Origin of the sequence: Oceanobacter sp. 3_MG-2023, assembly GCF_030688925.1 — a bacterium.
Taxonomy (GTDB): Bacteria; Pseudomonadota; Gammaproteobacteria; order Pseudomonadales; family Oceanobacteraceae; genus Oceanobacter.
This window is the reverse complement of record NZ_JAUYVX010000014.1, coordinates 73,656-95,894: the sequence shown is the minus strand read 5'-3', so window position 1 is coordinate 95,894 and position 22,239 is coordinate 73,656. Positions and strand designations below refer to the sequence as shown.

The 22,239-nt window shown below is 53.6% G+C and carries 21 protein-coding genes and 1 riboswitch; of the genes, 15 read left to right on the top strand and 6 right to left on the bottom strand.

Annotated features, from left to right (window positions below; translation table 11 throughout):
- Window positions 1–99 precede the first annotated feature (99 nt).
- Window positions 100–1,830, top strand: a complete 1,731-nt coding sequence (locus Q8W32_RS13370; RefSeq protein WP_303431942.1) for a sugar phosphorylase — start codon at window positions 100–102, stop codon at window positions 1,828–1,830.
- Between the two features lie 47 nt (window positions 1,831–1,877).
- Here the strand turns inward: Q8W32_RS13370 and Q8W32_RS13365 are convergent, their stop codons facing one another.
- From Q8W32_RS13365 to Q8W32_RS13355, 3 genes are read right to left on the bottom strand one after another with little or no spacing between them, the layout of a single operon-like run.
- Window positions 1,878–3,095 carry a glycosyl transferase gene (locus Q8W32_RS13365; RefSeq protein WP_303431943.1) on the bottom strand — a complete coding sequence of 406 codons (1,218 nt, stop codon included), beginning with the start codon at window positions 3,093–3,095 and terminating at the stop codon, window positions 1,878–1,880.
- Between the two features lie 11 nt (window positions 3,096–3,106).
- Window positions 3,107–3,919 carry a mannosyl-3-phosphoglycerate phosphatase gene (locus tag Q8W32_RS13360; protein WP_303431944.1) on the bottom strand — a complete coding sequence of 271 codons (813 nt, stop codon included), beginning with the start codon at window positions 3,917–3,919 and terminating at the stop codon, window positions 3,107–3,109.
- Between the two features lie 22 nt (window positions 3,920–3,941).
- Window positions 3,942–4,868, bottom strand: a complete 927-nt coding sequence (locus Q8W32_RS13355) for a hypothetical protein (protein ID WP_305415341.1) — start codon at window positions 4,866–4,868, stop codon at window positions 3,942–3,944.
- 366 nt (window positions 4,869–5,234) lie between these two features.
- Between Q8W32_RS13355 and Q8W32_RS13350 the strand changes: the two genes are divergently transcribed.
- On the top strand, window positions 5,235–6,092 hold the full coding sequence (locus Q8W32_RS13350) for a prephenate dehydratase (protein WP_303431946.1): 858 nt from the start codon (window positions 5,235–5,237) through the stop codon (window positions 6,090–6,092).
- A gap of 301 nt (window positions 6,093–6,393) precedes the next feature.
- Here the strand turns inward: Q8W32_RS13350 and Q8W32_RS13345 are convergent, their stop codons facing one another.
- Entirely contained in the window at window positions 6,394–8,052 is a 1,659-nt protein-coding gene (locus tag Q8W32_RS13345; RefSeq protein WP_305415338.1) for an alpha-amylase family glycosyl hydrolase, read from the bottom strand.
- A 230-nt stretch (window positions 8,053–8,282) separates the two neighbouring features.
- Here Q8W32_RS13345 and Q8W32_RS13340 point away from each other — a divergent pair, with 230 nt between their 5' ends.
- From Q8W32_RS13340 to Q8W32_RS13290, 11 genes are all read left to right on the top strand, one after another.
- Complete coding sequence (locus Q8W32_RS13340) at window positions 8,283–8,783, top strand: PaaI family thioesterase (RefSeq protein ID WP_303431948.1); 501 nt, start codon at window positions 8,283–8,285, stop codon at window positions 8,781–8,783.
- Window positions 8,780–9,271: a PaaI family thioesterase gene (locus tag Q8W32_RS13335; protein ID WP_303431949.1), complete on the top strand. Its 492-nt coding sequence runs from the start codon at window positions 8,780–8,782 to the stop codon at window positions 9,269–9,271. Before Q8W32_RS13340 ends, Q8W32_RS13335 begins: the two co-directional genes overlap by 4 nt.
- A gap of 19 nt (window positions 9,272–9,290) precedes the next feature.
- Window positions 9,291–9,393: riboswitch (TPP riboswitch) on the top strand.
- A gap of 155 nt (window positions 9,394–9,548) precedes the next feature.
- The gene (gene thiC / locus Q8W32_RS13330) at window positions 9,549–11,492 is read left to right on the top strand and encodes a phosphomethylpyrimidine synthase ThiC (RefSeq protein WP_305415337.1); all 1,944 of its coding nucleotides are present in this window, start codon (window positions 9,549–9,551) and stop codon (window positions 11,490–11,492) included.
- Complete coding sequence (locus Q8W32_RS13325) at window positions 11,485–12,663, top strand: FAD-dependent oxidoreductase (RefSeq protein ID WP_305415336.1); 1,179 nt, start codon at window positions 11,485–11,487, stop codon at window positions 12,661–12,663. Before thiC ends, Q8W32_RS13325 begins: the two co-directional genes overlap by 8 nt.
- Entirely contained in the window at window positions 12,660–12,863 is a 204-nt protein-coding gene (locus Q8W32_RS13320; RefSeq protein WP_303431952.1) for a MoaD/ThiS family protein, read from the top strand. The genes Q8W32_RS13325 and Q8W32_RS13320 overlap by 4 nt, the downstream gene beginning before the upstream one ends.
- 3 nt (window positions 12,864–12,866) lie before the next feature.
- Complete coding sequence (locus tag Q8W32_RS13315; RefSeq protein WP_305415334.1) at window positions 12,867–13,688, top strand: thiazole synthase; 822 nt, start codon at window positions 12,867–12,869, stop codon at window positions 13,686–13,688.
- 31 nt (window positions 13,689–13,719) lie between these two features.
- Entirely contained in the window at window positions 13,720–15,450 is a 1,731-nt protein-coding gene (locus tag Q8W32_RS13310) for a thiamine phosphate synthase (protein WP_305415332.1), read from the top strand.
- Between the two features lie 196 nt (window positions 15,451–15,646).
- Window positions 15,647–17,551 (top strand): molecular chaperone HtpG, encoded by a 1,905-nt coding sequence (htpG, locus tag Q8W32_RS13305; RefSeq protein ID WP_305415330.1) that lies wholly within the window; start codon window positions 15,647–15,649, stop codon window positions 17,549–17,551.
- A gap of 169 nt (window positions 17,552–17,720) precedes the next feature.
- The gene (locus tag Q8W32_RS13300; protein ID WP_303431956.1) at window positions 17,721–18,296 is read left to right on the top strand and encodes a YfaZ family outer membrane protein; all 576 of its coding nucleotides are present in this window, start codon (window positions 17,721–17,723) and stop codon (window positions 18,294–18,296) included.
- A gap of 12 nt (window positions 18,297–18,308) precedes the next feature.
- Window positions 18,309–18,791 carry a DUF6586 family protein gene (locus Q8W32_RS13295; protein ID WP_305415328.1) on the top strand — a complete coding sequence of 161 codons (483 nt, stop codon included), beginning with the start codon at window positions 18,309–18,311 and terminating at the stop codon, window positions 18,789–18,791.
- A 67-nt stretch (window positions 18,792–18,858) separates the two neighbouring features.
- The gene (locus Q8W32_RS13290; RefSeq protein ID WP_303431958.1) at window positions 18,859–19,107 is read left to right on the top strand and encodes a hypothetical protein; all 249 of its coding nucleotides are present in this window, start codon (window positions 18,859–18,861) and stop codon (window positions 19,105–19,107) included.
- A gap of 71 nt (window positions 19,108–19,178) precedes the next feature.
- Here the strand turns inward: Q8W32_RS13290 and Q8W32_RS13285 are convergent, their stop codons facing one another.
- Both Q8W32_RS13285 and lexA read right to left on the bottom strand, forming a co-directional pair.
- Window positions 19,179–19,622, bottom strand: coding sequence for a cell division inhibitor SulA (locus Q8W32_RS13285; protein ID WP_303431959.1), 444 nt, complete (start codon window positions 19,620–19,622; stop codon window positions 19,179–19,181).
- Window positions 19,623–19,679: 57 nt separating this feature from the next.
- Window positions 19,680–20,282 (bottom strand): transcriptional repressor LexA, encoded by a 603-nt coding sequence (lexA, locus tag Q8W32_RS13280; RefSeq protein WP_303431960.1) that lies wholly within the window; start codon window positions 20,280–20,282, stop codon window positions 19,680–19,682.
- Window positions 20,283–20,791: 509 nt separating this feature from the next.
- Here lexA and Q8W32_RS13275 point away from each other — a divergent pair.
- Together Q8W32_RS13275 and Q8W32_RS13270 are read left to right on the top strand one after the other, a co-directional pair.
- Window positions 20,792–21,169, top strand: a complete 378-nt coding sequence (locus Q8W32_RS13275) for a hypothetical protein (RefSeq protein ID WP_303431961.1) — start codon at window positions 20,792–20,794, stop codon at window positions 21,167–21,169.
- 68 nt (window positions 21,170–21,237) lie between these two features.
- Entirely contained in the window at window positions 21,238–21,969 is a 732-nt protein-coding gene (locus tag Q8W32_RS13270; protein ID WP_303431962.1) for an SAF domain-containing protein, read from the top strand.
- Window positions 21,970–22,239: the final 270 nt, after the last annotated feature.

The window sequence follows — 22,239 nt, the reverse complement described above, 5'->3', positions numbered from 1 at the left end:
TCTTTTTCCTCTCTTGGCTGGCTTCCGCCCCGCTCGTGCCATTACGGCATAAAAATGGCAGTGAATTCAGTCTATTGCGACAGTTAACCAGGAAAGTATATGTCAAATGACCTGATCACCAGGCTTACCAGACGTCTCCAGAAGATCTATCTCGATGCCACTGTAGCAGCCGACACCGCGGCTGATCTGGAGCGTTTGTGCCTCAAGTTTCTGGAAGGCCGCAAGAGCCAGCCGGGAGAAATGACCAATGGACAACGCTGGAGCCAGGAAGACGTTATCCTGATCACTTACGGCAACAGCATCCAGCAGGCGGGGGAGGTGCCATTCCAGACTCTCAGCCGTTTTCTCAAGGACAATGTGGCAGACACCTTGAATGCGGTACACCTGCTACCATTTTCGCCCTACAGTTCGGATGATGGTTTTTCCGTGATCGATTACCGTCAGGTCAACCCTGACTGGGGCAACTGGGAAGATGTTGCCAGTATCGCTGAAAACTTCGATCTGATGGCTGACCTGGTGGTGAACCATTGTTCGCGAGAGAGTTTGTGGTTTATCGATTATGTCGCTAACTGCGAACCTTACAGTGACTATTTTATCGAGGTCGAAATCGGTACCGATGTGTCCGGGGTAACACGACCACGTAATACACCCTTGCTGACGCCGGTACATACCCACCGGGGTGTTCGCCATGTCTGGGCGACCTTCAGTGAAGATCAGATTGATCTCAACTACGCCAACCCCAAAGTGCTGGTTGAGATGATGAACATCATGCTGTTTTACGTCGAGCAGGGTGCCCGTTTTGTACGGCTGGATGCCATTGCCTACTTGTGGAAACAGCTGGGTACCAACTGCATCCATTTGCCGCAGACCCATGAAGTCGTCAAGTTGATGCACGATATCGTCGAAGCAGTAGCCCCTGAAGTGGTACTGATAACCGAAACCAATGTGCCGGTTGCCGAAAACCTCAGTTATTTTGGTGACTCGGATGAAGCGCATATGGTGTATCAGTTTGGCTTGCCGCCGTTGGTCTTACACGCGCTGAATCGGGGGAAATCTGACTATCTGGCTGATTGGGCCAGCAAGATTCCACCGCTGCCGGAAGGCTGCACCTATCTTAATTTTACTGCCTCCCATGACGGGATTGGCGTGCGTCCGGTAGAGGGCATCCTGCCGGCTCATGAAGTTGAAAACCTGATTGAATGCATGCACAAATTTGGTGGTTTCGTCAGTATGAAAGCGAATCCGGACGGCACGGAAAGCCCCTACGAAATCAATATTGCCCTGTTTGATGCCTGCATGGGAACCCGTCGTGGCCCGGATCACTTCCAGGTGCCACGTTTCCTGTGTTCCCAGGCCATCATGCTGGCGATGCAGGGGATTCCTGCGGTGTATATTCACAGCCTGACCGCCAGTCCAAATGATCTGGCCCACGTGGAGCAAACCGGCCGTACGCGCTCGATCAACCGCCGTATCTGGAATTGTGAAGAGCTGGAAACGCTGCTGAACAATCCGGTAACCCCCCAGGCCGAGATCTTTAATCGGTTACGGCAGATGATCCGGATACGTCGACGTCAGCCAGCGTTCCACCCTGACGCCCGTCAGGAGGTGATTCGTATCAACTCTGACCTGTTTATTATTAAACGCAGCTGTGGTGACCGCGGCCAGACCGTTTTTGCTATCTCCAACGTCACGGAGCGCAAAATGGCGTTGCCACTGGCGAGTCTGGGGTTCCTGGTATTGGGTATGACAGATTTGCTGGAAGAGGAGGCCGGACCACTAGGAGATACTCTGACTCTGAAGCCGTATCAGACCGTGTGGCTCACCAGTTGAAGCAAGCGTCGCTGGTGAGTGGTTGACTCACCAGCGACGTCGTGTTGTCAGGACTGGATATTATCTTCCTCAACGGCTTCGTAAAGACGATCGAGAATATCCGGGATGGCGGAAATAACGCGATTCCAGCTTGGGATAAACGGAGTTTCCATTGGGTTTTCGAGGAAATAATCACCGGCAGACATAATATTCTCTGCAAACAGTTCGACCGCGGCCTCTTCCTGGTGGCGGTCCAGTGTCAAACCGTTCATCAGAGCATCGTTGTAGTAGGTTTCAACAAAATCCAGTGCGACCCGGAAATAGGTTGCCTTGATGGTGCGGAAGGTTTCGTTGGTGAAAACCTCGCCCTGGGTGGCCAGTTTGCGGAAGATAGCCTTGCAGATATCGGTACTCATTTTGGAGAGGCCCAGCGCTGAATCTTCTGCTGACAGTGGTTGATGCTTGTGATCATAATTGTCACAAATATCCACCTGGCAGAGACGATTGGTGCTGTAATTGCGGTTCATCTCAGACAGCACACCAATTTCCAGCCCCCAGTCGGTCGGAATCCGAAGGTCATTCAGGACGTCGGCGCGCATCGAAAATTCACCCGACAATGGGTAGCGAAAGCTGTCGAGAAAATCGAGATATTCCTTTTGCCCCAGCACTTTTTTCAGCGCTCGAATCAGTGGCGTGACCAGCAGTCGGCTGACACGGCCATTCATCTTGTTGTCTGCAATACGGGCGTAATAACCTTTGGCAAATTCGTAGTTGAAAGCCGGGTTGGCGACCGGATAAATCAGTCGGGCCAGTAAGCTGCGATCGTAGGTGACGATGTCGCAATCATGCAGGGCAACGGCTTCTGCCCGACCGGATGCCAGTACATAGCCATAGCAATACCAGACGTTGCGACCCTTGCCCATTTCCTTGGGAGCCAGGCCTTTTTCTTCCAGTAAGGAATTGATTTTGCGCAGCCGTGGACCATCATTCCAGAGCACGCGATGATGTTGCGGCAACCGGGAAAACTCATCTTTGGCGTGTTGGTATTCAGACTCATCAGCCTGATCGAGACCAATAACAATCTCGTTGAGATAAGGGACTTCACTGATTTCGTCAATGATATGGCCAAGAGCTGGGCCTTGAAGTTCAGAGTAAAGCGAAGGCAGTACCAGGGACATCGGACGTACGCGGGAAAAGCTCAGCAGTTCTTTTTCCATTTCTTCCAGTGGACGATCAACCAAGTTGTGCAGGGTGGTGATTGTTCCATTCTGGTAAAAGTCAGCCATGACCAGGCTCCTTATGATAATTGTTCTAATAATGTGAGTATTTCAGTATTCCAGCCCGCTGGCCCTTTGTGGGCCGCCGTTCTGGCGGAGGGATGCTGCAGTGTCAGGGTCTGGTTTTCGCCCGGAATAACGATCGGATAATCGGCAGCTTCCAGCATGGCGCGATCATTTTCGCCGTCGCCCAGCGCGGCAACCTGTGGCGTGAGCTGCCATTGGTGTTGGTAATACTGACGGAAAAAATCCAGCCCGCTGGCTTTGTTGGTGGTACCCATGACGTGGTAAAAACGGCCACCTTTGGTGAGTGTCAGCTGATACTCAGCCAGCCGCTGGCGGAAGCGTTCGAGAGCTTCGTCGCTGTCGTGCCAGAGCAGTGGCTCAGAGGCTTGCCGTTTTTTGGCCAGCCAGGCGTTGTCTTGCGACAATCCGGTCATGGCCGCCACTTCCGTGGCCGGCATATCGTTAAACCCGCGAAAATGAAAACCTTCGTGCTGCAGTTGATGCAGGGCTTTGAGGATATCGACATAGCTGACACCAAGCACTTCGCTGTTAAAGCCTGTGGCATCGGGTTTGGGGATATGGATAACGCTGCCGTTTTCACAGACAAACGGATAACGGTTGTCCAGTTCGTGGCGCAAGCCACTGACTTCGTCACAGGTTTTGCTGGTATTAAACAGCACAGGAATATGCAGGGCCCGCAGGCGTTTCAGTGCAGGCAGGGCTGCATTGGCACTGTAGTTGTGGTGATCGAGCAGGGTTCCATCAAGATCGGTCATCACGACCAGAGGTACCGTCGGAATGTCGCATTGGCTGGTATTGCTTGACATGACGCGCTCCCGGCAATAGTAATCAATGGATGTGGTTAACGGCGTGCTGGTTGTTCAGTTCCAGTACCAGATCAGCATGCCCAGGCAAATCACGCAAGGCATTTTCGGTCAAACGCTGATAATGCTGGATAAATCGTACCAGTCCAGCGTGATCAAGTCCCCGATCGTGTTGTCCTTTGGCGTGCTTGCGGTTTTCAACTTCCTGCTGGCCGCGCCAGTTCAGTACGGCTTGCATGCCGGGGACTTTCAGCATGACCAGACGATCCATCATGGCAAACCAGTCGGCGTAGTCCTCGGCCAGGCGCTGGTTGACCCAGCGGCGCCATTGGCCGTCGGTGTCTTCCGTTGCTTCGAGCTGGTTGGCGGGTTCATCCAGCTGGCTGTCCTCGACGGCATGACAACCAACACACCAGCCTTCAAACAGAATCAGGTCAACAGGGCCAACAATCTGGTGCCAATCGGATGCTGGCAAACGATCGTCCGAAACCTTGTCGAAGGCTGGAATGGTCAGACACTGGCCAGGCTCCAGTTGTTTCAGATCGGTAAACAACTGGCGACCCAGGGTGGCATCGTGAGTGCCGGGAACCCCCCGTGTGGCCAGTAATGGGTGCACTGACTGGCCTAATTGCTGACGCTGATCATGACCGAGGTAAAGGTCGTCAATGGAGACGATGACACAGTTCCAGCCCAGCGCGGCTTTGTATAAGCTGGCCAGGGCCTGGCTCAGGGTCGATTTGCCGGAGCCCTGGCCACCATGAATGCCGATGACCGGAACACCACCCAGTTCATTTTTTTGCTGCGCCACCCAGGTGGCGACGGGTAGCCAAACATCAGGCCATTGTTTCAGCCAGGGCTCTGGTAACGACTTTAACGCGGAATAATTACTGGCGAAGGTGGTGCGGAGGTGTTCATCAAGAGGTCGTGTTCCGGGCCAGAGTGTGGTGGTCATGATAGTCCTCGCAAGTCGGTCATGCGCTGCTGAAGCCGCGTATTAAGGTTGGCCTCTATCGCGGGTTTATGCTGATATATCAGAGGCTTGCTGTATGCTTTGTAGCAGAGACCGTGCCAGACTATATGTCAAACTGGCCAATGTATGAACTTTGGTTCCAGTTGATAGTAAAGCCCCGTACTGACCGATGGTCAGCGTGACATCTTGCTGGCGGGGCGGGAGTGGGTCGGTTGGCGGCCTCACTATTTCAGAAAGTATTGTAATTTATTGGTGCATAATGCGCTCTTTTTTGGTGCTTGTGTTTTTTGTTGGTGCAAACCACTTGATTCAGCGGTTATCGCTGTAGTGGGAATTCAGGAGAACGTCATGGCTGGCCGTGTTGCTTATCAAGGGACTGCGGGTGCCTATTCTCACCTTGCGTGCAGCCGGGTATTTCCGGATTGGGAAGCGGTTGCTTGTGAAGATTTCCAGGCCGCGCTGGAGCTGGTCAGTGCTGGTCAGGTTGACCGGGCAATGATCCCGCTGGAAAACTCGACTGCAGGTCGGGTTGAGGAAATCTATCGAATTATTCCGCGCACGCGCTTGTGCGCAATTACCGAGCATTTTGAGCCGGTCAATCACTGTTTGCTGGCATTACCAGGGGTGCAGCTTATGGATATTGAGTCGGTGGCTTCGCATCCCCAGGCGCTGGCTCAGTGTCATCAGCGTATTGTGAATCTGGGGATGAAAGCGGTGCCGACCATGGACACCGCCCAGGAAGCCGAGGATCTCTCAGCCAGTGGTGATCGCCATCGAGGGGCAATTGCATCGGCCTTGGCGGCTGATTTGTATGGCCTGGAAGTGGTGCATGAAAACTTTCAGGATGTGATGGGTAATACCACTCGTTTTCTGGTGTTTGCCCGGGAACATCAGCACGAAATACGACAGCCGGATATCACCTATATCACCAGTGTGTTATTTACCGTCCGTAATATTCCAGCGTCGCTTTACAAGGCATTAGGCGGATTCGCCACCAACAGTATTAACCTGTTGCGGCTGGAAAGTTATATGGATGGCGCCAGCATGGAAGCCAGTCTATTTCATGCCGATATCCTTGGACATCCTCAGGAGGCCAATATGCAATTGGCTTTGAATGAGCTGGAATATTTTGCCCGGGATATTCGTATTTTTGGTATTTATCCATCCCATGCTTATCGCGATCAGCTGTTTGCCGGTCAGCGTTAGGGGGCATCTATTTAATCCGGTGCTCACTCTGGGCTACCGGATGGTTTCGAATCACGAAGCTGACTTGCAGGCCTGACGGGTCAAGTCAAAAGTCGGCGACACCGAGTCGAGATCATCCGGCAGCCCCCGAAGGGCGCGGGTTGCCGCCGTCCAGTGCGGTGTTGACGAATTTGAAAAGGACTCGTCATTTCGCTGCATTCGTCGCCTTGCCCTGAACAACGGCAACACTCGCGCAGAGCCGTGCAGGATTAAATGGATGCCCCCGTTAGCATGGGTCTGACTGGATCAGTGTTGCTGCTAGTCATGGAGCCACTGAGGCCCGTTGCGGAAAGTCCGGATTGATTTCCAGTATCAGTGCCTGTAGTGGCTCGAGTAATAACGAACCGTCCCGGTATGCCGGGGCAGCGGATGCATGGCTGTTGGCGAGGCAGCGCATAACAGCATGATGGTGCAGGTTAACTGGCTGTGGCTGGCTGGAAAAGTTCAGCAATACCAGTAAACGGTGTGGCTGTTCACAACGCTCGTAGGCAAGCACTTCGTCAGGACTGCCAATAAGTTTGAGTTTGCCCCGGTACAAGGCCGGAGTGCGTTTGCGCAGCCATATCAAGTGTCGATACCAGCTCAGCAGGCTGTCGGGGTCATGGCTTTGGTCGGTGACACTTGTACCCTCAATCGCCCTTTCTGGTAACCAGCTGGCCGCGCTGGAAAAGGTATTGGGTATTTGCCACATCATTGGCCGCCGGCAACCGTCGCGGCCAGGGTGAAAGGGCCAGTAACGTTTGCCCACCGGATCTTGTCGCTGGGGCAGGGAAACCGGTTGTTCCGGCATGCCAATTTCTTCACCGTAATACAAAAAGGGTGTACCGCGTAGTGTCAGCAGCAGCATCGCCAGCAGACGTGCCCGTTCGAGGCTGTGCTTGTGAGGTGGTTGTTCAGCCTGGGTGCGGTCTGAGTGAGCGGCATAACGGCTGATATGGCGTTTGATATCATGGTTGCTGAGGGTGTAATTCGGCCAGTTCTCGTGCCCTAGCAAGTCGATCCACTGATGAATGACGGCACGGAATGCTCGGGCTGAAAATGGAGCCCGCAAAAAAGCCAGATTAAACGCCAAGTGCAGTTCATCACCATTGCCGCAGTAGCTGGCGGGCAGGCTGGCATCATCTGAATCGGCGATAAATATTTCTCCGACCATCATGCGGTCCGGGTACTGATCAACCCACGAGCGCATCTGTTTGAGCAGCTCGTGCATTTCTGGCTGGTCCCGGTCGTGAATATGTCTCTGACGGTCGTAAGGCCGTGCCGGTTTGAGCCAATCTGTCGGGTTGTTCTGCAGGTCTCTGGCCTTGTAAAAAAGATTGACCACATCGAGACGAAAACCATCGACGCCGCGGGCCAGCCAGAATTCCATCACGGCTTGTATCGCTTGCTGTACCTCAGGGTGACGCCAGTTCAAGTCTGGTTGTTGGGGCAAGAACGAATGAAAATACCAGGCTTTTCTGACGGGATGCCAGCTCCAGCCAGAACCACCAAAGCATGCCTGCCAATTATTCGGACGGGTGTTACCATCGTGCCAGAGATACCAGTCGGCCTTGCTGGATCCAGGTTGGCAGCTATCGATAAACCAGGGGTGTTGATCCGATGTGTGGTTGGCGACCAGATCCAGAATAATACGAATATCACGCTGATGGGCCTGTTGCAGCAGCTGGTCAAAATCGGCCAGGGTACCAAATACCGGGTCAATAGCCTGGTAATCACAGATGTCGTAGCCAAGATCCAGCATCGGTGACGGGTAGACAGGTGAGAGCCAGATAGCATCTATACCCAGCGAATCCGGCGTTCCGTCATTAAGGTAATCGAGGCGGCTGATCAGTCCTTGCAGGTCGCCAATACCATCATTATTTGAGTCCTGAAAACTGCGTGGATATATTTGATAAACGACTCCATGTTGCCACCAGTTCATCCTCTTGCTCCTGTCGCGAAAACCTGACGGTAGATTCCGGCCGTGACAGGGATATGACGAACCTGTCAACAACCGTCAGAGTGAGCAAGGGGACTGGTTTTACCGCAGCGCTGGATGGTGCCGGGGCCGATTGGTGTTGACCTGAAGGCATGGTTGGCATGGATGTCTTGCGTGGTGGACTATCTTGGGTATTATTCCAAAAAGTTAATTATAAAAGAGACGAGTGAATTATGGGCAATAATGAAACCGTCGAGCCGATTTCTGACGCCGAGCGTTTTGCACGCGCAGCGCGTTTTATCTCGGTGTTGCGACATTGTCAGGTACTGGGTATCTCTCTGGTTTCTGCGGATGCCAACGGGCTGGTCATGATGCTGCCCTATGCGCCTGAACTGGTTGGTAATCCGATCACCGGAGCCTTGCACGGCGGCAGTTTGACGACTCTGATGGATACTGCCTGTGGCACCGCGGTAGTCAACGCCTTGCCGGGATTTGAGTTGTGCCCGACGCTGGATTTGCGGGTGGATTATATGCGTTCGGCTCGCAGCGGTCAGAACCTGTTGGCTCACGCCAGTGTGCAGCGGGTCACTGCCTCGGTGGTGTTTGCCGACTGTCGGGTGGTGCAGGCCGATGATGGTGAAGTGATCGCCAAATGCAATGCAACGTTTATGCGCTTGACGCATTTGCAACCGGCCAATGCGCTGGCAACGGGTATTCAGGGAGACAACGGATGACGGATCAAACGACCACCCAGCAGGATGATTTTGCCAGCAAGGTCCAATATGCCCGCGCCAGTGGAGACTATCAATCCTTGATGAATGCGATTCCCTATGCGGCGGTTATCGGTGCCGAAGTATTGCAACAAGAGGGAGAATTATTATTTCGCTTACCCAGGAACCCGGACAATATTGGTAATCCATTATTGCCAGCCATTCACGGTGGCGTGATCGGTGGATTTATGGAGTTGGCAGCCTCGATTCAGGTGCTGATCCGTGCGGAACCCATGGGTTTGCCCAAACTGATCGACTTCTCGCTGGACTATCTACGGGCCGGGCGCGATCAGGATACCCTGGTTGATTGCCAGATCTGGCGACAAGGGGTGCGAGTGGCCAATGTGGCTATCACTGCCTGGCAAAGTGACCGGCAACAACCGATTGCCACGGCCCGGGCACATTTTCTGCTGAGTGCTTCTTTTGGCGTAGAAGGCTTGTCGCCGTCATAAATAGCGTTTAATCTGCTCGAACATTCTGTCGGGGTGCCTCATTGGAGGCTGAGATCGCAATTGCGGATCCCGTTGAACCTGATCTGGTTAGTGCCAGCGTAGGGAACAGAAAAGTCACGTATGATCCGGCATCCTTTTACTGTGATGGATGTTTGGGTTCTGCATGAAGGTATCAGTCGCCCGGCTGAACCTGATACGTGATCGGCCATGACCCGCCTCTTTTCTTTCTTGTACCGCTGCCTGCCTGATCCTTTCCATATTCAGAGAGGTATCAAGTATGGCTTCCGCCAACAATGAAACACACGACAAAACACACGGCAATACCGCCAATGCCGAGTCGCCACTGACCCAGGCGCAGCTGGATCGCTTGAGTTATCCGGCCTCACGCAAGGTCTATATTCAGGGCTCCCGGGACGATATACAGGTCGGAGTTCGGGAAATTGAGCTGACGCCTACCCAATTGAGTGATGGCAACACCGAGCATAATCCACCGGTGCGGGTTTACGATATGTCGGGCTCGTACAGTGATCCGGCGCTTGATCTGGATCTTGCCAAAGGCTTGTCCGCACTGCGGCAACCGTGGATTGACGAGCGCTCCGATACGGAAGTGCTGGCCCAGTCCAGCTCATATTTCAGCCAGACCCGCGATATGGATTTGCGTTACGAGCAGTGGCGTATGAAAACCGAACGCAAGCCACGGCGTGCCTTGCCGGGCAACAATGTCACCCAGTTGCATTATGCCAGGCAGGGGATTATCACCCCGGAAATGGAATACATTGCCATCCGTGAAAACCTCGGGCTGACCGAGCAGGCGTTAGCCGATGCGCTGACACAGCAGCATCAGGGGCAAAGCTGGGGTGCCAATATTCCTGCCTTGATTACCCCGGAATTTGTTCGTGATGAGGTTGCGCGAGGACGGGCGGTGATCCCGAATAATATCAATCACCCGGAAAGCGAGCCGATGATTATTGGCCGTAATTTCCGTACCAAGGTCAACGCCAATATTGGCAACTCGGCCGTTACCTCTTCCATTGCCGATGAAGTGGAAAAGCTGGTATGGGCAACCCATTGGGGAGCCGACACCATTATGGATTTGTCGACCGGGCAAAACATTCATGAAACCCGTGAATGGATTCTGCGTAACTCGCCGGTGCCTGTTGGTACCGTACCTCTATATCAGGCGTTAGAGAAATGCGGAGGCATCGCAGAAGACCTGACCTGGGAATTGTTCCGCGATACCTTGATCGAACAGGCTGAGCAGGGGGTGGATTATTTCACCATCCATGCCGGGGTGCGGCTGGCACATATTCCACTGACCGCCAAGCGGGTAACAGGCATCGTCAGCCGAGGTGGTTCGATTATGGCCAAGTGGTGCCTGGCACATCACCAGGAAAGCTTTCTGTACAGTCACTTCGAAGACATCTGCGACATCATGAAAGCCTACGATGTCTGTTTCTCTTTGGGGGATGGCTTGCGCCCCGGTTCGATTGCAGACGCCAACGATGAAGCCCAGTTTGCCGAATTACACACCCTGGGCGAACTGACCAAAATTGCCTGGCAGCACGATGTGCAGACCTTTATCGAAGGGCCTGGTCATGTGCCAATGCATATGATCAAGGAGAACATGGATGAGCAATTAAAGCATTGCCAGGAAGCGCCGTTTTATACCCTGGGACCGCTGACCACTGACATTGCGCCCGGTTACGACCACATTACATCCGGCATTGGCGCCGCCCTGATCGGTTGGTACGGCTGCGCCATGCTGTGTTATGTCACCCCCAAGGAACATCTGGGCTTGCCCAACAAGGAAGATGTCAAACAGGGCATGATGGCTTATCGCATCGCGGCGCATGCGGCGGATCTGGCCAAGGGACATCCCGGTGCCCAGATACACGATAACGCCATGTCCAAAGCACGGTTTGAATTTCGCTGGCAGGATCAGTTCAACCTGGCGCTGGACCCGGAGACAGCCCGGGCCTATCACGATGAAACCATGCCAAAAGAAGGCCATAAACTGGCGCATTTCTGTTCCATGTGTGGCCCCAAGTTTTGCTCCATGAAAATATCCCAGGAAGTACGAGACGCTGCTAACGCGGAACAAGCCCAGCAAGCGATGGCCGACAAGGCTGAAGAATTTCGCCAGCAAGGCAGCGAGCTTTACCATCCCGCCAGTAGCACCGATCAGATGAGCGAGGTTGACGAGGCACTGGATAATGCATAACCGCTGCGAGTATGACTGGGAGGCGTGGAAAGCCTCCGGAGCCGAAATCTGTATTGCCGGAGCTGGCTTGATCGGGAGCCTGATTGGCTGGCGACTGGCACGTCAGGGTTATCGGGTACACCTGTTTGAAGCCAGTGAGGAAGAGCCCCTCGCACCAGCAACTCCCCGGGCCGCGGCACATACCGCCGCCGCCATGGTGGCCCCCTACAGTGAGTTGCCGCTCTGTAGCCCGAATCTTTTCCGGATGGGATTGCAGTCGCTGGAACTATGGCCAACCTTGTTGCAGGCGTTGTCGGCCGACACTGGGGAAACGATCGATTTTTGCCGGGGAGGGACTCTGATGGTGGCCCATCCCGCCGATAATGGTCTGCTGGATGATATGGGGCGATGCCTTGCACGGCATCATGTTGGAGCCGAGCAGGGTATTGCCTGGCAAAATCGCCAGCAAATCGAGGCGCTGGAGCCGCACTTGTCGGAGCAATTCCGGCGCGGCCTCTGGCTGATGCCGGAAGGTCATCTGGAAAATCGCCGTCTATTGGTTTTGTTACATCGGGCCATTATTTCCGCTGGTGGAAAAATCAGTCTGAATAGTCCGGTTGATTACGTTGCTGAAGACGCGCACAGCCATTGGTATGTGAACCAACAGGCTTATCCGGCAGTGTTATGGATTGATTGCTGTGGTGTTGGCGCCCAGCGTTGGCGGTCACAAGTGCGCGGTGTGAGGGGCGAGGTAATCTGGATTGAGGCACCGGATGTTGAAATTCAGCGGCCGGTACGATTACTGCACCCCAAATACCATCTGTATCTGGTTCCCAAGGAGCAGGGGCGCTACATCTTGGGGGCCACTGAAATTGAAAGCTCTGATCGATCTCCCGTCAGTGTGCGCTCAGCGCTGGAAATGCTCAGTGCCCTGTATGCCTTGTCACCAGCGTTGGCAGAAGCCCGCATCCTGGAGCTGGCCTCCAATTTACGCCCGGCACTGAGCCACCATGAACCTGAAATCACCCGCTCTGCCGGAACGCTGGCAGTGAATGGTTTGTACCGCCATGGGTTTTTATTGTCGCCGGCGCTTCTCGACCGTTTGCAGCAAGAGTATCAGGTACCGCTGGGGTTGATGCCGCTAGCGGCGGCCAGTCGTCAGACCAGCGCAACAGCGGAGGCCGCAGTATGAAGATATGCCTCAACGGAGAATGGTTACAAGTGAGTGTATTACGGTTGGATGAGCTGCTGCAGCAACAAGGGTTCGCTGCTGCCGCGGGCAATTTTGTGGTTGCCGTGGACCAGCGCCTGATCCATCAGGGCCAATATCATGAGCTGGCACTGGTTGATGGTATGCAGGTTGATATCTTGGGCGCAATGACAGGAGGGTGATGCATGATCGTACCAACAGTAAAACAGACGGTAACACTGGCCGAAGAGGACATTGCCGGACGATTGTGGCTGGGCAGTTCATTATACCCTTCGCCAGACCTGATGGCCGAAGCGATCACCGCTGCCAGCCCCGGCTTTGTGACGGTGGCATTACGTCGCCAGACGGCTCGCAATATTGAAGATAACGGTCACTGGGCCTTGCTGAAAGAAACGACCAGTCGGACGGGTGCCCGGTTATTACCAAACACGGCCGGGTGTTTTACTGCCAGAGAAGCGATTCTGATGGCAACGCTGGCCCGTGAATTGTTTGCCACATCCTGGATCAAGCTGGAAGTGATGGGAGATGACTATACTCTCCAGCCCGATCCGTTTGAGCTGCTGGAAGCCGCCCGCGAGCTGGTTTCCCAGGGCTTTAAGGTATTACCGTATTGCACCGAAGATCTGGTGCTGTGTCAGCGCTTACTGGATGCCGGTTGCGTTGGCATCATGCCTTGGGGGGCACCTATTGGCAGTGGCTGTGGTCTACAACATCCGGAAGGGCTGAAACGTTTGCGGCAACGTTTGCCGGAAGCCTTTATGGTGATTGATGCCGGGCTGGGGAAGCCATCCCAGGCAATGCAGGCCATGGAGCTGGGCTTTGATGCCGTGCTGCTGAATACCGCCGTGGCCCAGGCAGAGCAACCAGTGGCCATGGCTTCTGCGTTTGCTGCGGCTGTTTCCGGTGGGCGTATGGCCTACGAAGCCGGGTTAATGACCGAGCGGCCGCAAGCCAGCCCGTCAACACCGCTGCTCGGGTTGCCTTTCTGGCACCAGACAAGTTCTTAATACACAACGTTTTCAAGGAGGTAAACGACGCGTGACAACGCTTTTTTCAGAATGTTATTGCGGCACACCCAAGGCACCGTCCGAACGCGCCAGAATCTGGTCAATTACAGCGTCTGACTGTTCGGCGGGAGCGGGTATGCAGGCCGATGTGTCGATGGCACAAGCCATGGGGGTGGATTGTGCCACCCTGGTGATTGCGATCACCGCGCAAAGCAGCCGCGGCGTACAGGCGGTTGAGCCGGTGACGCAATCAATGCTGGATGCCCAATGGGTGGCATTACAGGATGATGGCTGGCCCCAGGCGGTTCGTCTGGGCTGGATTCCCCCCGACCCGGAGTTGTTCCGTTGGCTGTTACAACGGCTACAACTGCTGAAACAGCGTGGGGTTCCGATTATCTGGGACCCGGTGCTGGGGGCAACCGGAGGCGGTCTGGCCAGTTGGCATTGCCTGGATGAATACGCCGGGTTATTGAAGCTGACCGATGTGATTACGCCCAATGTAACGGAGTTATTACGGCTGACCGGTGATTCGGATATTCATCGGCAGGGGATTTTTACGGCCGCCCAGACCCTGTTGGCGGCTGGTGCCGGGGCCGTTCTGGTGACAGGTATTACGGCGCTGCAACTGGACTTGAAAAGCGATGAGGGACAGCACTGCCGTCAGGGAGAAAATATTCTGGTTGACTGGTATATCGGCCCGGACAGCGAACAGGAAGCCGCGGCGGGCATCGATATCCAGGCGCTGGACCCGGAGCAGCGACTGGCACCGTCATTTATGTTGATGCATTACCGCTTGCCCTGGTCAGCCCATGGCACCGGTTGTCATCTGGCTGCGGCTCTGGCTGCCGGACTGGCTTCCGGATTACGTCGTTATGACAGTGTGATGCTGGCGGTGGCGAATACCCTGGCCAGCCTGGCGGCGTCCAGCCAGCGTGCTTCTGGCTATCATCAGCTGCACGCCGCGGATGTGCGTCAGCTCGCCTTCGCCCAGCTGGGGCTGGAACTGTTACCGCTTACCAGCAGTGCTTCATTGACATCTGACCGGATGTTTTTTTCCCGAACCTTCCCGGCGTTACCACATAGCCTGGGACTGTATGGCCTGGTTGATAATCTGGCACATTTACGGCGGTTGCTGAAACTGGGGATCGACAGCCTGCAATGGCGGGTCAAAAACCCTGGCCCGGACTATCGTGACGAAACCTGGGAAGCCATTCGGTTATGTCGCCATGCCGGTGTGCCACTGTTTATCAATGACGACTGGCAACTGGCACTGGAACTGAAGGCCGATGGGGTACATCTGGGGCAGGAAGATTTGTTGGAAGCCGACCTGGTGGCCCTGTCCGAAGCGGGATTGATGCTGGGGATCAGTACTCATAGCGAGTGGGAAATACTTCACGCGTTGCGTTATCAGCCGTCGTATATTGCTTTTGGCCCGGTGTTCAAGCCACTTTCCAAAACACTCAAGTATCCTCCGCTGGGGTGCGATACCTTGAGCCGTTGGGTGCGACGCAGTGATGCGGTTGCCCTGACCTGTATTGGTGGTATTACCACCGAGACGATTCAGCCGGTTGCTGCCAGCGGGATTCGTTCTGCTGCTATTGTGACCGCACTGGCTGATGACGACGGACTGGAAGACCGGTTACAACAATTGCAGTGCTGGTTTCCGCCTCGAAGAGAGCGTTTTGGTGAGGGGGTAGAAACCTTGAAAATACGGAAATCACAACACCTGTCACCCCGGATCTGTACGATTTGTAAGCACTGAACTGCCTTTATATCGCCTGTTGGCATGGTATTTTCTGACACTGGCGTTGATAGATGTCTCTTTGGGCTTGAAAAGCGATGGGCTGTCCCCACCTTGTAGCCATGACATGTAGCGACCACTCGTATTGTGAGTGGTCGCCGGTTTTTTGATACAGGTAACGGAGTACACCGTGGGTGTACTGAGACAGGAGACAGGCATGACCGTAGCTAGCAAAGAAACGCTTGGTTTTAAAACCGAAGTAAAACAACTGTTGCATTTGATGATTCACTCCTTGTATTCCAACAAGGAAATTTTCCTGCGTGAATTGATTTCCAATGCGTCGGATGCTTGCGACAAATTGCGTTTTGAAGCGTTACAAAACGACGCTCTGTTTGAAGGCCAGAGTGAACTGGCGGTGCATATCGATTTTGATGCCGATGCGCGCACCCTGACCATTACCGATAACGGCATTGGTATGAACCGGGATGATGTTATCAATCATCTGGGTACCATTGCCAAATCAGGTACTGCCGAGTTTCTTGGCAACCTGACTGGTGATCAAAAACAGGATTCCCAGCTGATCGGCCAGTTTGGTGTCGGTTTCTACTCTGCCTTTATTGTGGCCGACAATGTCGTGGTGGAAACCCGTCGTGCCGGAGAAGCAGCGGACCAGGGGGTTCGGTGGGAATCCGCCGGTGAAGGCGATTTCTCGCTGGAGCCAATCGACAAGCCTGAACGCGGTACAAAAATCATCCTGCATCTGAAAGCCGATGAAGCTGAGTTTGCTGATAACTACCGTCTGCGCTCACTGATCAAAAAGTATTCTGACCATATTGCGGTACCGGTTTTCTTGCCACCAGAAATCAGTGCCGATGACGAGGCTGAAGACAGCGAAGCCAGCAAGGCACCTGAAGCGGTTAACCAGGCCAAAGCCATGTGGACCCGCTCCCGTTCAGAATTGACGGATGAAGAGTATCAGGAGTTCTACAAACACATTTCCCATGACTGGAATGAGCCACTGACCTGGATGCACAACCGGGTGGAAGGCAAACTGGATTACACCAGCCTGCTGTATATTCCCTCCAAGGCACCGTTCGACATGTGGAACCGCGACAGTGCCCGGGGCCTGAAGCTGTATGTGCAACGCGTCTTTATTATGGACGATGCCGAGCAGTTCCTGCCGCTGTACCTGCGTTTTGTAAAAGGGGTGCTGGACTCCAACGACCTGTCGCTGAACGTCTCTCGTGAGATCCTGCAACAAGACAAGCAGGTCGACAGCATGCGTTCGGCACTGGTCAAACGTATCCTCGATACCTTGACCAAACTGGCGAAAAACGACAGCGAAAAATACCAGACCTTCTGGAACGAATTTGGTGACGTATTAAAAGAAGGCCCAGCGGAAGACAATGGCAACAAGGAAAAAATTGCCGCCTTGTTCCGCTTTGCCACTTCGACCAGCGAAGGCGAAGCCCAGACCGTTAGCCTGGCGGATTATGTCGCGCGTATGCATGAAGGCCAGACAAAAATCTACTACATCACCGCCGAATCCCACGCGGCTGCCATGGGTAGCCCACACATCGAATATTTCCGCAAAAAAGGTATCGAGGTCCTGTTGCTGACCGATCGTGTGGATGAGTGGATGGTTGGTCATCTGAATGCCTTTGATGGCAAGTCATTCCAGGACATCACCAAAGGTGAACTGGACCTTGATGAACTCGCTGATGAAGATGAAAAGAAACAACAGGAAACCCTGCAGGAAAGCCATAAAAGCCTGACTGAGCGGTTGGAAAAAGTACTGCCGGATGTCAAGGATGTACGAGTCACCTCACGGTTGACCGATTCTCCCGCCTGTCTGGTGGTCGGCCAGTTTGATATGGGTGGCCATATGCGGCGCATGCTGGAAGCCGCTGGTCAGTCGATGCCAGAGCCGGAGATTACGCTGGAAATCAACCCGACGCATCCGCTGATCGAGCGTCTGGATCATGAACAGGATGAAGACCGTTTTGCTGAACTGGCTGGTCTGATCCATGCCCAGGCGCAGTTGGCCGAAGGCAGCCAGTTGAAAAATCCGGCGGAATACGTAGGTAAACTGAACAAACTGCTGCTGGATCTGATGAAGTAAAGCGCGTGCGCCACCCGTGTTGGCGGGTGGCGAACTGCTTCAAATTAGCGTCAGTTTTTGTAATCTGTGCATGTTACCGATTGCCGGGCACTGCTAATATGCCCGCACTTGTTATTTGATGCCCCGGCCGCAGTTCTGCTGGCCGGGGTTTACTGTTTTTGGGGGAATTATGAAAGGAATGACTCTGGCTGTTCGTCGGGTTATGGCTGCTTCTGCACTGTCATGCCTGGCAATGAGTGCCCAGGCGGGTGGCGCTCTGGATCTCAGTCTCGCCAATGATGCTGTCCGTATTGCTTATGATGGTACGCAGGCAAGCTCAGGCTTGCATATGAACCTGTCGGCCCTGCACGATATGGACGATGGCAATATGCTGGGTGCCGGTGTACATGTTGTCGATTTGCGCAAGCCGCACGGTAATCTGTATATCGGAGTGGGTGCCAAGGCCTTTGCTTTTGAAAGTGACCACTACGATGGTGCAGCTCTGGGTGTTGGTGGCTTTTTCCGTGCTGCCATTCCAACTCATCCGGATGTCAGTTTCGCCGCTTACGCCTATTATGCGCCTGCGGTTGTCTCTTTTGGTGATGCCGAAAACCTGATCAACAGTGATTTTCGTGCCCAGTATGCGGTGATTCCTTCCGCCCGTGTCTATGCTGGTTATCGTTATAATGGTATTCGTGTCGAACATATGGATGAACGCTACAAGTTGGGTGATGGCTGGCATTTGGGCCTGACACTGGACTTCTGATCTGTGGCCGCCATGAACTGGGTTGGACAGACCAATCAGCGCCTGTATCAATGCCGGCTGCTGCTGGAGCAATTACCTGCAGCCGCGGAGGCGAACCTGGGTCAGGCTTTGACTCAGGGGTTAAATGATGCAGCGCTGTTGCAGCTGCTGGCCGCTTATCGGTGTTATCTGAATGAGCTGGCACAGGCAGCCGGTGTGAACAGCCGAGTGGAATCGCTGCCACAATTGTTGCAGCAAACGTCTCTGGTGACGGGTGATATGCGCCAGTGGCAGGCGTTGTCCGAAGACGTGTTCAGCTGGTTTTACCGTTTTTTGCAAGCGGTGGAACAGCTGGGTTGGCCAGCGCTATCAGGCGTGGAGCCAATGTTGGCGACGCGCCTGATTACCTCGACGGCCGACGATCCGGTGTCGGGGGATGGAGAGGATGTGTCCGGTTGGCTGGCCTGCTTTCATCAGCTTATCGATGAGCAACGAGCCAATCAGCGCGAATCCTGAAATTCTGCCCTGCGTGTGTTTGTCGCACCTGTGTTAGACTGATCAGTCACTTTTTATGAGACGATATATGGCACGCTTTTTCGAGATTATTGAGCTTTCCAATGGGGATGTTGCATTACGTCGGGCCGATGAGCAAGACGGTGATGCATTAATGCGAATCCACTTTTCAGAGGATGCCAAAGCCAGCTTGAGTGAGCACCATATGGATGTTGCACGTGTGATGTTGGAAGCCGGTGTCCGTAAGGTCAGCGAGCTGTCGGGCATGGATGTGGATGATGACTTTGATGTTGAAGAACACAGCTATCCGCTGCATTAAATGCTTCGCTGGGTAATGAAAAAACGGGTAGCCTGGCTACCCGTTTTTTATGCGCGACTGTTATATGTATGTCAGAGGTTTGGGCGGACCTGTACCAGTACGACATGGCTGCCACTCTGCCGTGCCAGACTATGCAAGCGGCGACGTTCACGCTGGCTGATATTCCCTTGCCATTCAATAATCAGGTGACTATTACCACTGTTGAGAATGCGTTGGCACAACAGTTGTTGGGTATCTGCCTGGAGATCGATATGAATAACCGGTGCCTTGTCGAGATTCATATCAGCCAGTGATCGTTTGTTCAGCGTTCGGTTAGGGCTGAGCCACATCAGCCAGCGGTCACTGGCATTACAATGCGCCAGCATGGGTAATAGCTGCATCGGCTGGATCGCGCTGTCATCAGAGACAATCACTTCGGTCAGGCTGCCACAGGCGTGTGGCTTGCTTGTTATCGGGTTGATACTCGTAAACGGCAATACGGGCTGACGATCGACTGGCAAGCTGAGTTGGCGCATACAAAACCTCGTGAATGACTACTGACCGATACTGGCTGTCTTGTCTGGGCGGATTGATTAGTGATTACGGCGGATGACTCCGACATACAAACCTTCGATATTGAATTCCTGCTGACGCAAATCGACTTCGATCGGTCGGTAGGCGTCGTTTTCGGCGTGTAACAGCACCTTGTTACGATTTTTTTCCAGGCGTTTGACGGTGACTTCGTTTTCGACCCGGGCCACCACAATCTGACCGTTACGGGCGCTTTCACACTTGTGTACCGCAATCAGGTCGCCATTAAAAATCCCGACGTTTTTCATGCTGTCGCCTTGTACTTCCAGCAGATAATCGGCACTTGGCTTGAAGAAATTGGCGGGCAAGCTGCAGTATTCCTCGATATGTTCCTGGGCAAGGATCGGCTCACCGGCAGCCACGCGGCCAACGACTGGCAGGCCTTCCGGTTCCGTGCCGATAATCCGGATACCCCGGGAGGCACCGGGCATGATGGCGATTGCGCCTTTGCGTGCCAGTGCCTTGAGATGTTCTTCTGCGGCGTTGGGGGATTTGAATCCCAGTTCCTTGGCGATTTCTGCACGAGTGGGTGGAAAACCGGTTTCTTCCAGTGCGGATTTGATCAGGTTGAGTACCTGCTGCTGTCTGGCGGTGAGCTTGATCATAGGGTTTCCATATCTGTTTATCTGTACAGTAGATGTGAATATATACAGTAAAAAACACTGTGTAAACCCACAGTAGTTGATCTTTTCCGGGTTGGTTGCCTGCGAGGTTCCGGTACTGGGCTGTTTCTGATTCTCAAATTACTTTTCATTTTGCGAATCAAAAAACGTCATGCCATGGCAAAGTCAGGTATTGAGAGGCATTACGTTTTGTTATTGAGCTGATATTCAGGGTTTCTGGTGCAGGCCAGGATATTTTATAAAATATTCCGGCATCGCTGTAACCCGCATTAATAAAGGGTTTTTATGTTTCTAGGGCTGGCAAATATGGTGTTTTTGTATCGCCGGATACGCCGCTGGAAAGGGTATTTCAAAAATTGGCACAACGGCTGCAATACCCATGTAACCCCGGTTAACGACTGGCTAGAGCAGAGTAAACAAGGGGTTAACAATGAAATGCTTGAACGTTTTTACAGCCTATAAAATACCTAAAATGCAATGAGGATTACATTATGACAACTTCAATTACGGCGCATAAAACCAGACAGGGTGGTTTCGTTATGACCTCGGAGCTGGTGCTGCTGGTGACTACCATGGTGGTCGGTTTGACAGTGGGTCTGGTGACCATGCGCGATGCACTGACAGCAGAAATGGAAGACGTTGCGGAAGCCATTGGCAGCCTGGATCAGACCTACGCATTTAATGGTCTGGTGAATGGCGAAAGTACCGCCGCCGTCGAAGGGTCGGTTTATGGCGACGCGCCAGATGTGATTGCCGGGGACAATACCGAGTTTACCTTCGTCACCGCCACCGCACTGGAAGGTGGTGCAACGGCTGCCAGTCTGGGTGCCAGTTCTGCTGCTGTTGCAGGGACCTTGACTGCTCCTTGATCGCCTGATCAGGTTCTGACCAATGGGTCAGAACCTTTATTCGTTCAGTGGTTACGGAGGAATGGATCATGAAACGCAGATTAAACGGCAGTGCCATTGTTGGTTTGACGGTATTTTCTATTTCAGCGTTGCTGACCGCGGTGCTGGGATATCGCCAGATCGACAAGATGAATTACCACACGGTGCTGGTGGCTAACCAGACCTTGACCGCCGGTACCCTGGTGACTGAAAACACACTGACGATGCGCGAAATTGAAAAAACGGATCGACAGGCGCTGGATGCCAGTCTGGTGGTCGGCAAGGTGCTCAAGGTGGCTAAACAAGCGGGCATGCCTTTTTATTTTGGTGAGCTTGCGGCTCCGGATATCCCGACGTTATCGGAACGACTGGCGGATAATCGTGTTTTATATACCTTGACCGTCAGCCACGGTTCCATCCCGGTTTCGCAAATACAGTCTGCAGACCGTTTTGATGTGCTGGTCAAGAATGCCCAGGGCGTGCGTAAGGCGGCCAGTAATATTCGTATGGTCGGTTCCATGAAAGCGCTGCGGGCAAGTGCGGGTAAATCGGGCAATCATTTGTCGTATCAGGGAGATACCACGCTGGTGATTTCGATCTTGCCGGAAGAGGTGTATCCGCTGGCGGCGATCAATAATTCGGATACCGTCAGTCTGGTGCTGCATAATCCGGCGACGGCAGAGGTGGCCACCCAGGCTGTCTGGATGCCGACAGCACCGCAGAATCATACGATTGATGTTTATTCCGGGCTGACGAAAAAAACCGTCATTGTTCATCGCTAGGCCGGAGCCAGACTCCGGTTTTACTGTTTTTGCCTGAGTGGTGAGTGGGCAGCGGCATTTGTTCCTTGCCCTTGCGCTTGCCGATCAGAGTTTATCCTGTCTCTGTCTCTGTCTCTGTCTCTGTCTCTGTCTCTGTCTCTGTCTCTGTCTCTGTCTCTGTCTCTGTCTCTGTTTTTATCCTCGTTACGGTCTGTGGCGTCGAACTTTGCTGTTCGATCTTCGTGCTCCCTCCTGGGGTTGCCTCCAGCCGTTTATGCGCGACTATTCTTG